This is a genomic window from Alcaligenes faecalis (genome assembly GCF_009497775.1).
Taxonomy (GTDB): Bacteria; Pseudomonadota; Gammaproteobacteria; order Burkholderiales; family Burkholderiaceae_B; genus Alcaligenes; species Alcaligenes faecalis_D.
On sequence record NZ_CP031012.1, the window covers coordinates 2,614,614 to 2,627,762 of the forward strand.

General features: G+C 56.7%; 13 protein-coding genes. 1 reads left to right on the top strand and 12 read right to left on the bottom strand.

Annotation, left to right across the window (positions count from 1 at the left end):
* Window positions 1–96: 96 nt before the first annotated feature.
* The 4 genes from DUD43_RS12175 to DUD43_RS12190 form a co-directional block, all read right to left on the bottom strand.
* A complete protein-coding gene (locus DUD43_RS12175) occupies window positions 97–1,914 on the bottom strand; it encodes an acyl-CoA dehydrogenase (protein WP_153230494.1) in 1,818 nt (605 codons plus the stop codon).
* A 108-nt stretch (window positions 1,915–2,022) separates the two neighbouring features.
* Window positions 2,023–2,952: an electron transfer flavoprotein subunit alpha/FixB family protein gene (locus tag DUD43_RS12180; protein WP_153230495.1), complete on the bottom strand. Its 930-nt coding sequence runs from the start codon at window positions 2,950–2,952 to the stop codon at window positions 2,023–2,025.
* The gene (locus tag DUD43_RS12185) at window positions 2,953–3,702 is read right to left on the bottom strand and encodes an electron transfer flavoprotein subunit beta/FixA family protein (RefSeq protein ID WP_009456000.1); all 750 of its coding nucleotides are present in this window, start codon (window positions 3,700–3,702) and stop codon (window positions 2,953–2,955) included.
* An 85-nt stretch (window positions 3,703–3,787) separates the two neighbouring features.
* Window positions 3,788–4,711: a histone deacetylase family protein gene (locus DUD43_RS12190; protein WP_194273387.1), complete on the bottom strand. Its 924-nt coding sequence runs from the start codon at window positions 4,709–4,711 to the stop codon at window positions 3,788–3,790.
* Window positions 4,712–4,722: 11 nt separating this feature from the next.
* Here DUD43_RS12190 and mltB point away from each other — a divergent pair, with 11 nt between their 5' ends.
* Window positions 4,723–5,916 carry a lytic murein transglycosylase B gene (gene mltB, locus DUD43_RS12195; protein WP_153230496.1) on the top strand — a complete coding sequence of 398 codons (1,194 nt, stop codon included), beginning with the start codon at window positions 4,723–4,725 and terminating at the stop codon, window positions 5,914–5,916.
* Here the strand turns inward: mltB and cysM are convergent.
* From cysM to rpsA, 8 genes are all read right to left on the bottom strand, one after another.
* Entirely contained in the window at window positions 5,913–6,818 is a 906-nt protein-coding gene (gene cysM, locus DUD43_RS12200) for a cysteine synthase CysM (protein WP_153230497.1), read from the bottom strand. The genes mltB and cysM overlap by 4 nt on opposite strands.
* 99 nt (window positions 6,819–6,917) lie before the next feature.
* Window positions 6,918–7,304 (bottom strand): ComEA family DNA-binding protein, encoded by a 387-nt coding sequence (locus DUD43_RS12205; protein ID WP_153230498.1) that lies wholly within the window; start codon window positions 7,302–7,304, stop codon window positions 6,918–6,920.
* Between the two features lie 116 nt (window positions 7,305–7,420).
* A complete protein-coding gene (gene rfaD / locus DUD43_RS12210; RefSeq protein WP_153230499.1) occupies window positions 7,421–8,419 on the bottom strand; it encodes an ADP-glyceromanno-heptose 6-epimerase in 999 nt (332 codons plus the stop codon).
* Complete coding sequence (gene rfaE1, locus DUD43_RS12215) at window positions 8,416–9,345, bottom strand: D-glycero-beta-D-manno-heptose-7-phosphate kinase (RefSeq protein ID WP_153230500.1); 930 nt, start codon at window positions 9,343–9,345, stop codon at window positions 8,416–8,418. The genes rfaD and rfaE1 overlap by 4 nt, the downstream gene beginning before the upstream one ends.
* A complete protein-coding gene (gene lapB, locus DUD43_RS12220; protein ID WP_153230501.1) occupies window positions 9,342–10,589 on the bottom strand; it encodes a lipopolysaccharide assembly protein LapB in 1,248 nt (415 codons plus the stop codon). Before lapB ends, rfaE1 begins: the two co-directional genes overlap by 4 nt.
* Before the next feature lie 16 nt (window positions 10,590–10,605).
* Window positions 10,606–10,938 carry a lipopolysaccharide assembly protein LapA domain-containing protein gene (locus DUD43_RS12225; protein ID WP_153230502.1) on the bottom strand — a complete coding sequence of 111 codons (333 nt, stop codon included), beginning with the start codon at window positions 10,936–10,938 and terminating at the stop codon, window positions 10,606–10,608.
* A gap of 114 nt (window positions 10,939–11,052) precedes the next feature.
* A complete protein-coding gene (locus DUD43_RS12230; protein ID WP_026482971.1) occupies window positions 11,053–11,412 on the bottom strand; it encodes an integration host factor subunit beta in 360 nt (119 codons plus the stop codon).
* A 5-nt stretch (window positions 11,413–11,417) separates the two neighbouring features.
* Window positions 11,418–13,136, bottom strand: a complete 1,719-nt coding sequence (rpsA, locus tag DUD43_RS12235) for a 30S ribosomal protein S1 (protein WP_022983279.1) — start codon at window positions 13,134–13,136, stop codon at window positions 11,418–11,420.
* Window positions 13,137–13,149 lie beyond the last annotated feature (13 nt).

Genomic DNA, 13,149 nt, shown 5'->3' on the forward strand with positions numbered 1-13,149 from the left:
TGCGCTTCAAATAATTTAAAGCTATATCAATATACCCAAAAAAGGCCCGGCAGCCAAAGAGGCGGCGCGGGCCTTTATGCCTTGCGGCTTGACGACTTACAGCAGTTCAGTCGACAGGTAAGGAGTCAGCTCCACACCGTCCGCTACCGACAGGGCCAAGGCGCCGGCACGTGGCAGCAAGTGGCTGGCAAAGAACACGCTGGTGGACAGCTTGCGGCGCAGGAATGGATCCTGGCTACCTTCGCTCAGTGCTTTCTCGGCCGCCAAGGCGGCGCGGGCCATCTGCCAGCCGGTCAACACATAACCGGACAGCATCAGGAAAGGCACGCTGCCCAGGAACACGGCAGACAGGTCTTTCTGAGCGTTCATCAGGGTGAACATGGCAGCACGTTCCACGCTCTTCACACCGGCTTCCAGACGATCAGCGATCAGGCTCAAGGCAGCCTTGTGCTCACCGCCCTGAGCCGCACGTTCACGCAGCTTGGCCACGGTAGCACCCAGCTCGGGAGCCAGCCCCTGGATCACAGCGCCAGCATCACGCAGCACCTTGCGACCGATGAAGTCGTTGGCCTGAATGGCGGTGGTGCCTTCGTAGATAGGCAGAATGCGCGAGTCGCGGTAGTGCTGGGCTGCACCGGTTTCTTCGATAAAGCCCATACCACCATGCACCTGCACACCCAGGGAAGTCACTTCCAGGGACATTTCAGTGCTGAAACCCTTGACCACCGGCACCAGGAACTCGTACAGAGCCTGGTAACGCTTGCGGGCATTTTCGTCTGCACTGTGACGCGCCTTGTCGTTCACACCGGCTGCGAAGTAAGCCAGCGCACGGGAGCCTTCTGTCAGAGCACGCATTTGCACCAGCATGCGCTGCACGTCGGGGTGATGAGCGATGGAGACGGCTTTACCGCCCGTCAGGGGAGCACCCTGCACACGGTCGTTCGCGTATTCAACAGCTTGTTGCAAAGCACGTTCAGCCACGGCGATACCCTGCACGCCCACTGCGTAACGGGCCGCGTTCATCATGATGAACATGTACTTCAGGCCTTCGTTTTCCTTGCCGACCAGGTAGCCAACAGCGCCCTCGCCCACATCACCCTTGCCCGAGCCGTACAGCAGCACGGCGGTCGGGCTGCCGTGGATGCCCAGCTTGTGCTCCAGCGACGCACACCAGACGTCGTTGCGAGCACCCAGGGAACCATCATCGTTGACCATGAACTTGGGCACGATGAACAGCGAAATCCCTTTCACACCGGCAGGCGCATCAGGTGTACGGGCCAGCACCAGATGGACGATGTTCTCGGCCATATCGTGCTCACCATAGGTGATGAAAATCTTTTGACCGCTGATGCGGTAGCTGCCGTCATCCTGAGGAACAGCGCGACTGGCAACCTGGGCCAGATCCGAACCGGCCTGAGGCTCGGTCAGGTTCATGGTGCCGGTCCAGCGGCCTTCCAGCAAAGGAGGCAGGAAACGTTCTTTCTGCTCGTCCGAGCCGACCATGGACACGGCTTCGATCACGCCGTCAGTCAGCAAAGGACACAAGGAAAAAGCCAGGTTGGCGGCATTGATGTTTTCACATGCCACGGCACCGATCAGCTTGGGCAGGCCCTGGCCACCCAGCTCGACTTCGTGCTGCAAGCCTTGCCAGCCGGCTTTTGCAAATTCTTCAAAGGCTTTTTTAAAGCCGGGTGTGGTGGTGACCACACCGTCATTCCACTTGGCGCCATTCTGATCACCGGCGCGGTTCAAAGGTGCTACTTCCTGCTCAACGAAGCGGGCGTTCTCATCAATAATGGCATCGATCAACTCGGCCGAGAAATCCTCAAAGCCAGGCAACTCCAGCACACCAGGTAGATCAGCCAGCTCTGTAAGCGCAAAGCGGATGTCTTGGGTGGGTACACGATACGTCATGAACACTCCTACACAGAAACAAAAAGGACCGAAGCCACAATCAGGCCCCTAGGATATACGCACTGAAAAAAAGCCTGCTGGAGAAGTATCCAGCAGGCCGATGGGCGCTTAGAGCGCTTTTTCTAACTCAGGCACAGCCTCGAACAGATCCGCGACCAAACCGTAGTCGGCCACGCCAAAAATAGGCGCTTCAGGATCTTTATTGATCGCCACGATGACCTTGGAGTCTTTCATGCCAGCCAAGTGCTGGATGGCACCGGAAATACCCACGGCCACGTACAGCTGAGGAGCCACGATCTTGCCTGTCTGACCAACCTGCCAGTCGTTTGGTGCATAGCCGGCGTCCACTGCAGCGCGCGAGGCACCCAGTGCAGCACCCAGCTTGTCAGCCAGACCGTCCAGCAGTTTGAAGTTTTCGGCGCTGCCCATGCCGCGACCACCGGACACGACCACACCGGCACCAGCCAATTCAGGACGATCACTCTTGGCCACTTCACGGCTGACGAACGTCGAACGACCGGAATCAGCGACGGCGCTCAGCTCTTCAACAGCGGCACTACCACCTTCAGCGGCCACCGCGTCAAACGCGGTGGTACGCACGGTGATTACTTTAACGGCATCGCTGGACTGAACAGTGGCCACAGCGTTACCGGCATAAATAGGACGGGTGAAGGTGTCAGCCGACTCCACGGACAGGATGTCCGACAATTGGGCAACATCCAGCTTGGCCGCCACGCGAGGAGCAATATTCTTGCCCGAAGCGGTTGCCGGGAACAGGATGTGGCTGTAGTTGGAGGCAATGGCCAGCACCTGGGCAGCCACGTTCTCGGCCAGGCCTTCAGCCAATGCAGGGCCATCGGCCAACAGCACTTTGCTGACGCCCTGGGCTTTGGCAGCGGCTTGAGCCACGCCGGAAGCCTGGTTACCAGCGACCAGAACATGCACATCACCGCCGATCTTCTGAGCGGCAGCCAGGGCGTTGAGCGTTGCAGCCTTCAGCTGCTGATTGTCGTGCTCGGCAATAACAAGGATAGCCATTTAAATCACCTTCGCTTCGTTCTTCAGTTTCTCGACCAGTGTGGCAACGTCGGGCACCATGATGCCGGCAGCACGAGCTGGAGGCTCAGTCACTTTCAGCGTTTTGATACGAGGAGCCACATCAATGCCCAGCTCTTCGGGAGTCAGGGTTTCCAAAGGCTTTTTCTTGGCCTTCATGATGTTGGGCAGTGTCACGTAACGAGGCTCGTTCAAGCGCAGGTCGGTGGTGATCACGGCAGGCAGGCTCAGCTTCAGTGTTTCCAGACCGCCGTCCACTTCACGAGTGACCGACACGCTGTCGCCCGACACTTCAACCTTGCTGGCGAACGTGGCTTGTGGCCAGTCCAGCAAGGCAGCCAGCATCTGGCCGGTTTGGTTGGCGTCGTCGTCGATCGCCTGTTTGCCCAGGATCACGAGCTGAGGTTGCTCTTTGTCCACCACGGCCTTGATCAGCTTGGCCACGGCCAAAGGCTGCAATTCGGCGTCGGTTTGCACCAGAGTGGCCCGATCAGCACCAATGGCCAGAGCCGTGCGCAGTGTTTCCTGGCTTTGTGCAACGCCGCAAGAAAGAGCGATCACTTCAGTGGCTGCACCGCTTTCTTTGAGGCGAGTGGCCTCTTCGACAGCGATTTCGTCAAAGGGGTTCATGGACATTTTCACATTGGCAATGTCCACCCCGGTTTGGTCAGATTTCACGCGCACCTTGACGTTATAGTCAACTACGCGTTTCACGGGTACTAACACCTTCATGTAATGTTCTCCAGTGCAGTCTTAAATAAAAATTGTTCTGTTGAAATAAGGCTTTAGAAGAATTCCAAAGCCCGGAGCCACTCGCCTAAAGCCCGGCGAGGGCCTTGATGTGGGCCACCACGCTGCGTCCCAGGGACGAGGGATCGTACCCCCCTTCCAGCATACTGACCAGACGTTGTCCGGCACTAGGCGCACAGGCTTGGACCACCATGGCGGTCAATTCCGCATAATCGGCCTCAACCAAGCTGAGCTGTCCCATCTCATCTTCACGGTGGGCATCAAAGCCTGCCGAGAAAAAGACGATTTCAGGGGCAAACGCCTCTATGCGGGGCAAACAAACCTGTTTGAACAGATCGATAATCTGAGCAGACTTGGTGTAGGCCTCAACCGGTATATTTACCATGTTTTGCGCCGCCGGGTCCTGAAAGGAATCAGGAAAAAACGGGGACTGAAAGAAACTGCACATCAGAACCCGCTCGTCGCCGGCAAAAATCTGCTCGGTTCCATTGCCGTGGTGCACATCAAAATCCACGATCAGCACACGCTTGAGATCATATTTTTCCATCGCATAGGCCACGGCCACGGCGATATTGTTGAAAAAACAAAACCCCATCGCCCGCGCCCGTTCGGCATGATGTCCGGGGGGCCGCACTGCACAAAAAGCGCCCGTCGCCCCTTCGTTCATGACGCCATCGACCGCATCCAGGCCCGCCCCGGCAGCGGCATAGGCCGCTTCCAGGGTATGCGGATTCATCAGGGTGTCCGGATCGATATTGAAATATCCCTGCCGCGGCAATTGCTCTTTGAGCTTTTGCACGTAAGCAGCATCATGCACCCGCAGGATATCCTCATCCGTCGCCAGCCGAGCTTGCCGCTGGGCCAGATAGGATGCCAGACCGCTGGATAGCAGTTGATCGTTTATGGCATCCAGTCGCTGCGGACTTTCCGGATGCCATCGGCCCATCTCATGCAAATGGCATGATGGATGGATAAAATATAGTGTCTCCATGAGGATGGATTATGTTCAGACCCACTCGAATTTTGCAAGCAGTACTGATCGCGCTGAGCACTGCCGGCTGCGCCACGACCACTTCCCAAGCTCCTTCTACGGACACCAAACCCAGCAACGACGCGGCTTTCCAGGCCCCGGTAAAAAAAACCGGCGCCGTCACAATCAAGGCTTTGGTCGAGCCCGAGTCCATTCAGGCCGGTGAATCGCGCTCCGGCCGGACACAATTTTTTAAATTAAACGGTGAATTAAACGATGACATTGCGAGCTACGCCCAGGAAGTGGCGAAGGTGCGCAAGATTCCCCTGGATGTTGTCACCGATATTTTGCAGCAAGCTCAATATAACGAGACCGCCGCCAAATTAATGCGCCCCACCAAAGGGCGTATCAAGCGCAGCTGGGTAACGTACAAGCAGCGCAATGTGGATCCGGCCCGTATTCAAGGCGGTGTCCAGTTCTGGCAAAAGCATCGCCTGGCTCTGGACCAGATCTCCAAAGACTATGGCGTACCGCCTTCTATTATTGTGGCCATCCTGGGCGTGGAAACCGTCTATGGAAAAATCATGGGCGACTTCAAGGTGCTGGATGCCCTGTTTACCCTGGGCTTTGCCTATCCGGACGACAGCCGCCCCGAGCGCGGCCAACTGTTCCGCGACCAATTGGCTGACCTGATCGAATTGCATTACCAAGGCGAGCTGGACGCACGGATTGTTCAGGGCTCGTTCGCGGGCGCCATGGGCATGTCCCAATTCATGCCCGGCAGCCTGATACGCTATGCCGTCGATGGTGATGGAGATGGTCGTATTGATCTGCGCAATAATCCGGCCGATGCCATGGCTTCGATTGCCAACTTCCTGCGCGCACACGGCTGGGAACCTGGCCTGCCGGTTTTTGCTCCGGTCGAACTGAGCAATGCGAATAAAGGCATGGTGGACGGCGGCATTTACCCCAAGCTGACTTGGGCGCAATTGAATAATGCCGGTGCCACGGTGAAAGGCCAGAGCCAGAATGCAGGCCCTTGGCAGCAGGCACAACTAGGTGTGGTGAACCTGGTGGACGAGCCACGCAATACGACGGAGTATCGCCTGGGCACGCCCAACTTCTTTGCCATTACCCATTACAACCGCAGTTATTTTTATGCCAGCTCGGTCGCTGATCTGGCTTCCGAACTGGCTAAACAAATGGGCTATGGCAACCCTAATTAATTGAAGATGCCGGTAGACAGGTAACGGTCGCCACGGTCGCACACAATAAAAACGATCGTGGCTTTTTCTACGCTCTGAGCAACGCGCATGGCAGCCACCAAGGCACCGCCGGAGGAAATACCGGCACAGATCCCTTCTTCAGCGGCCATACGGCGCGTCATGATCTCGGCCTCTTGCTGGCCAATTTCCTCGAACATATCCACTTTGGATGGATCGTAAATCTTGGGCAGATACTCTTCTGGCCATTTACGAATACCGGCGATTTGCGCCCCTGGTGCAGGTTGAGCCCCCACCACCACAATGCCGCTGTTTTGACTACGCAAGTAATTACCCACACCCATGATGGTGCCAGTCGTACCCATGGCGCTGACAAAGTGAGTCACCTGGCCATCGGTTTGCTGCCAGATTTCCGGGCCGGTGCTATGCACGTGAGCCGCTGGATTGTCCTGGTTGGCAAATTGGTCCAGCACCTTGCCCTGCCCTTCGGCTTGCATCTTCAGCGCCAGATCACGGGCGTATTCCATGCCGCCTTGATCCGCAGGTGTCAGAATCAACTTCGCACCATACGCCGTCATGGAAGCACGACGCTCCAGCGACAGGTTGTCGGGCATGATCAAAATCATTTTGTAGCCACGCACGGCCGCAATCATGGCCAGCGCAATACCGGTATTGCCGCTGGTGGCCTCGATCAAGGTGTCTCCCGGCTTGATATCACCGCGGCGCTCGGCCTCTTGAATCATGGAACTGGCAGCACGGTCTTTCACCGAACCGGCGGGGTTATTGCCTTCCAGCTTGGCCAACAGGACATTACCGCGCGCCTGCCCAAACTCGCCTGGAATACGCTGCAAGCGCACCAAGGGGGTTTGGCCAACGGTATCTTCAATGGTGGGATAGTTTTTCATCGATCAATCTCTTACCTTGAGCAAGAAGGCAGCCAGCTCGCACTGACTGCCCATGCAGACTAAACAAACTACTAGCTTAAAGCGAGTCTACGCCCAGAGCTACGGCTTTCTTCTTATATCCGCATCGGCCGTATTGGAAACCGGCTTGCTGGCGACTTTGGCAGGCTCCACTTTCAGACCCGACTGCTCCATCGTAATGATCTTTTTCGCACCTATCCCTTTGACCCGGTCGGCCAAATCCTGCAAAGAGTCAAAAGGACCACCCCGCTTGCGCTCCTCCAGAATCAGCTCGGCCGTGCGGGGACCTATGCCTTTAATTTGTTGCAGTTGCTGGGCATCGGCCGTATTCAAGTCGACCGCCGCAACCAAGCTCCAAGGTCCCAATAAACATAAGGCAAGCAGAAAGCGTAAAACGGAAGCACGCCAGCCTTGCATGGAACGCAGCCAGCGATAGGAAACGGGGGACAAGATCAGGGAGGTAGACATGATAAAGGCTCCTTGGAAAGAAGCCTTTATGGTGCTGCCTGAGTGAATGCAAAAGCGGTCCGAAGACCGCGTTTAGCCATGCGTGGCAGCCCGCATGGACTTTATGATCCTAGTGCTTAGCGCAGAGCACCCGATTGCAGCAGACGACGCACGTACTCGGCCACGCCGGTCTGTACATCGTGGAAGGGCTTGTCATAACCCGCAGCACGCAGCTGAGTCAGGTCCGCCTGGGTGTGGCTTTGATAACGGCCTTTCAAATCATCCGGGAAAGGAATGTATTGCAGGAACTGCTGCGTCACCAACTCTTCCAATGCCAAGGCAGGCAGGCCATCGTGTTCACGCAAGGTGTTGACGACGGTCTGGGCTACATCATTGAAGGGCTGAGCACGGCCCGAACCGCAATTGAATACGCCCGACTGCTTGTCCTGACCCAGGAAATGCAGATTCACCGACACGACATCATCAATAAAGACGAAGTCGCGCTGCTGGCCGCCATCCACATAGCCATCCCAACCACCAAACAAGAGCACATGGCCGTCGCGGCGGTATTGCAGCATATTGTGATACGCCACCGAGGCCATACGACCCTTGTGCTGCTCTTGCGGACCATAGACGTTGAAGTAACGCAGACCCACCACAGGCGCACGCAGGCTATCCAGGTGACGACGCAGCACCTGGTCGAACAGGAACTTGGAATACCCGTAGACGTTCAAAGGCGCTTCGTTGCTGAGGTCCTCGGCATACAAGGGGCCCGCACCGTAAACAGCGGCCGACGACGCATACAAGAGAGGGATGCGCTTGGCCTGGCAGTACTCGAAGATTTCCAGTGTCACGCGGTAATTGTTATCCATCATGAACTGACCATTGCGCTCGGTGGTGTCCGAACAGGCACCCTGGTGCAACACAGCTTCAATATTGGAGAACTCGTCCCGCGCCAGACGGGCACGGAAATCATCCTTGTCCATATAGTCGGCAATTTGGCCATGCACCAGATTGACGAACTTGTCGCCATCGCTCAGGTCGTCCACCACCAGAATGTCCGTCACACCCTGCTGATTCAGGCCTTTCACCAAATTGCTGCCAATAAATCCAGCGCCACCGGTCACTACGATCATGCCAATTCCTTTGCCGTCACAATGGACGTACCCAATTTTCCGACCACGATACCACCCGCGCGATTCGCCCAGCGCATGGCCTGCAACCAATCCAGACCAGCCGCCCGCATGACCGCCAGCGTTGCCAATACCGTGTCCCCGGCACCCGAGACATCGAACACCTCTTGTGCCTGGGCATCCACATGCTCACGCCCCTGCTCGGTGAACAAGGTCATGCCTTGCTCGGAACGGGTAATCAGCAAGCATTCCAAATTCAACTTGCGACGCAAACCCTGGGCGCGTCGCATCAAATCATCTTCATCTTTCCAGGCACCCACGGCTTCCTGCATTTCCGAACGATTCGGCGTCAGGATCGTGGCACCTTGATAGCGCTCGTACGTTTTGCCTTTGGGATCGACCAGAACAGGAATGTTTCTGGAGCGTGCCAAGGCGATCAGGCTTTCAACCTGGGCCAAAGCACCTTTTGCGTAGTCCGACAAGACCAGCACCTGATGCTGATCCAGCAAGTCGCTCATGCTTTGCTGCAACTGGTCCAGAGCGCTGCTGGCCGGGCTTTCTTCAAAGTCCACACGCAGCAGTTGTTGCTGACGACCCAGCACGCGCAGCTTCAGCGACGTGGGCATGACCGGATCTTGCACCCAATGGGCCTGAACATGGTCTGCTTTCGCCAGTTCACGCACTGTCTTGCCCGCTTCGTCCTGCCCGATCACACCCAGAAGGCTGGCCTGCGCACCCAAAGCGGCAATGTTGCGCGCCACGTTGGCGGCACCACCCAGACGATCTTCCACGCGGCCCATCTTGACCACGGGAACCGGCGCCTCGGGGGAGATGCGATCCACATCGCCAAACCAGTAACGGTCCAGCATGACGTCGCCCACTACCAGCACACGGCTGGCGGCAACGGCTTCAGCAGGAAAGGTCATCATTTCAGCTCCTCAAGACGGCGAGGAGCATAGGTTTCCCAGGAGTTGCAACCGGGACATTGCCAATAGAAATGGCGAGCCTCAAAGCCGCAAGAACTGCAGGAATAACGGTCCAGACGTTGAGTGTGACGATGAATCAAGGAACGCAGCAGACTCAAATCCGCGCCTGCAATAATTTGATCGACACCGACAGCTTCAGCGCCTTCGGCACCTTCCTTGCCCTGCCCTTGATCCTGGAGTTCAACTTCCAGCATCTTGTCCAGACCCAATAAAGAAGGATGGGCGCGCAAGGCATCACGGGCAAAAGCCCAGGCCTGCAAATGGCCTTCCTGTTCGCGCAGAACACGGAACAGCACATTGAAAATATCCAGGCTGGGATGCTGCTGGTAATGACTGCGCAGCATGGCAACGCCCTCTTCGCCCCGACCCAGCTTGCGGTAACTGTCCAGCAGCTCGGTGGCGTACAGGCCCACATATTCAGGAGCACTGCTCAGAATGGAGACCAGATAAGCCCGCTCCTGCTCGCTTTGCCCTTGCATACGCGCCACACGGGCACGCAAACCGGCAACCCGAGCCTGAGAAGCATACATGCCCTGGCCCGTACCCAGCTTGCGAATGGCATTATCGGCCTCGTCCAGAGCTTTGGCTGCACGTTCAAAATCGGGCTGCTTACCTTGCAAAGCCCCTTCGGCCTGCTCGCACTGGTAATGCACCAGTTGCGGCACGGGTTCATCAACCAGAGCACGCAAGCGGCGCACCGCTTCAATGGCACGCGGCCAGTCGTGCTCGGACTCATAAATACGGATCAAGGCGCGCATGGCCGGGATTGCAAAACGCGTTTCACGCACTGCCTCGAAAGCGGCCTCGGCCCGGTCCAGCATGCCGGCTTTCAGGAAGTCCTGGGCAATCTGAAACTGGGCGTTTTCACGATCGGCCACTGGCAGATCGGCGCGCGACAGCAGACTTTGATGCACACGGATGGCACGCTCCATTTCGCCACGACGGCGAAACAGGCTGCCCAGTGCAAAGTGCAGCTCGGTGGTTTCGGGGTCCAGCTTGGCCACTTCCACAAAAGCGTCAATGGCACGATCCGGCTCTTCATTGAGCAGGAAGTTCAAACCCTTGAAATAGGAATCCGGCAAAGTGCGGGTTTCGGACATCATCTGCCGAAAATCCACCCGCGCGGCGACCCAGCCCAAGGCAAATAGAATTGGTACAAAAACCAACCACCAGGTTTCAAAATCCACTGTTTACTCCAACGGCTTACAAAGGCGCCAAGGGGGCGACGGTCTCGGGCGCAACAGCGGCCGTATTCACGGGCGATTGCTGCACTTGCTCCAGTCTGTCTTGCAGACGGTCCATTTCACGGCGCAAGCGGTTGACCTCGCGACGGCGACGCATGACTGCACCCACCATCAAAAGCAGCCCCAACACCAAACCTAAAATAAACGCGGCCAGCATCACGACGATCAGCGGAACGTCTTGAATAATATGCTCGGCGAAAAAGCTGACTTGCACCGGTTCCGTGTTTTTCAGTGCGAACAGAAGCACGATCACAAAAACGAGCAGACGCAGTACCCAGACTAGATAGCGCATTTTTAGGGCTCCAACAGTGTTTTTATAATGTCTGATTGTACGTGCAAGCGGAATTTAGCGCACACGCAAAACAGGCCCTGTAAAGGGCCTGTGTAATCAGTGTGCAAGTAGGTCTTAACCGTGACGGACTCTCGCATTGAGCTGCTCGAAGGCAGACGACTGGTCGTCCGCTTCGATTTGCTCTTGCTCAAGAAAGACAGAATCGACTCGCTCGCGCAACTCCTTACCCGCTTTGAAGTGAGGCACCTGTTTGCCAGGCACCATCACTTTTTCACCGGATTTGGGATTGCGCCCTACCCGCGGCGAGCGGGTAGAGAGCGAAAAACTGCCAAACCCTCGGATTTCGATCCGTTGACCGCTGGCCAGGGCCTGGGTCATAGAATCCAAAACCGTTTTCACGGCGAAATCCATATCGCGCAGAGCCAGCTGCGGATAGCGGCTGGCCAACAACGCGATCAGCTCAGACTTTGTCACGCTGATTAACCGTCGTCACGTTGCTGCTGGTCCAGCTTGGCACGCAGCAGAGCACCCAGATTGGTCGTACCGGACGAAGCGCTGGCTTCGGTCAGGCGGGCCATGGATTGAGCGGTTTCGGCGGTATCACGTGCCTTGATGGACAACTGAATCGAACGGGTCTTGCGATCCACGCTCAAGATCATGGTTTCGATTTCCTGACCTTCTTTCAGAGCCGTCGTGGCATCTTCAACACGACCCGAGGAGATCTCGGAGGCGCGCAGGTAGCCTTCAACGTCCAGCGACAGAGTTACAACAGCACCCTTGGCTTCTACCGACTTGACGACGCCGCTAACCACAGCACCCTTGTCGTAAGTAGCTACGAAGTTGTTGAACGGATCGCCTTCCAGCTGTTTGATACCCAGGGAAATGCGCTCTTTGTCGGTGTCGATGCCCAGAACCACGGCGTCAACTTCGTCGCCCTTCTTGAAGTTGCGAACGGCTTCTTCGCCAGTCTCGGACCAGGACAGGTCGGACAGGTGAACCAGACCGTCGATGCCGCCTGGCAGACCAACAAACACGCCGAAGTCGGTGATGGACTTGATGCCACCGCGAACCTTGTCGCCGCGCTTGAAGTTGATGGCGAAATCTTCCCATGGGTTGGCACGGCACTGCTTCATGCCCAAGGAGATACGACGACGATCTTCGTCGATTTCCAGAACCATGACTTCGACTTCTTCACCCAAGGTCACAACCTTGCGTGGGTCAACGTTCTTGTTGGTCCAATCCATTTCGGACACGTGAACCAGACCTTCGATACCGTCTTCCACTTCAACAAATGCACCGTAGTCGGTCAGGTTGGTAACCTTGCCGAACAGACGGGTATTTTGTGGGTAGCGACGTGCCAGACCGATCCATGGATCTTCGCCCAGCTGCTTGACGCCCAGGGAGACGCGGCTCTTTTCCTGATCGAACTTGAGGACCTTGGCTTCGATTTCCTGACCCACCTGCAGAACTTCGGATGGGTGACGAACACGGCGCCATGCCATGTCGGTGATGTGCAGCAGACCGTCGATGCCGCCCAGATCCACGAACGCACCGTAATCGGTGATGTTCTTGACGATACCTTTGACGATAGCGCCTTCGGACAGGGTTTCCAGCAGTTTCTGACGCTCTTCGCCCATGGAGGCTTCCAGCACAGCGCGACGCGACAACACGACGTTGTTACGCTTGCGATCGAGCTTGATAACCTTGAATTCCAGGGTCTTGCCTTCGTATGGCGTGGTGTCCTTGACAGGACGCAGATCAACCAGCGAACCGGGCAAGAATGCGCGGATGCCGTTGGTCATGACAGTCAGACCGCCCTTGACCTTACCAGTGATGGTACCGTTGACCAGTTCGCCGGACTCAAGCGCTTGCTCGAGGGACAACCAGGCCGACAGACGCTTGGCGCGGTCGCGGGACAGGATGGTGTCGCCGTAGCCGTTTTCAAAGGCGTCGATTGCCACGGAAACAAAGTCACCAGCTTGAACTTCCAGCTCGCCCTGATCGTTCAGGAACTCTTCCAGAGGGATCAGTGCTTCGGACTTCAGGCCAGCATTGACCAGCACGTAGTTGTGGTCAATACGCAGAACCTCGGCGGAGATAACTTCGCCGCTTTTCAGGTCTTGGTTTTTAATGCTTTCTGCAAACAAATCGGCAAAGCTTTCGCCGCCCGTTGCGTCTGTGTGAAGGTTAGTGGACATTAAATCAATCCGT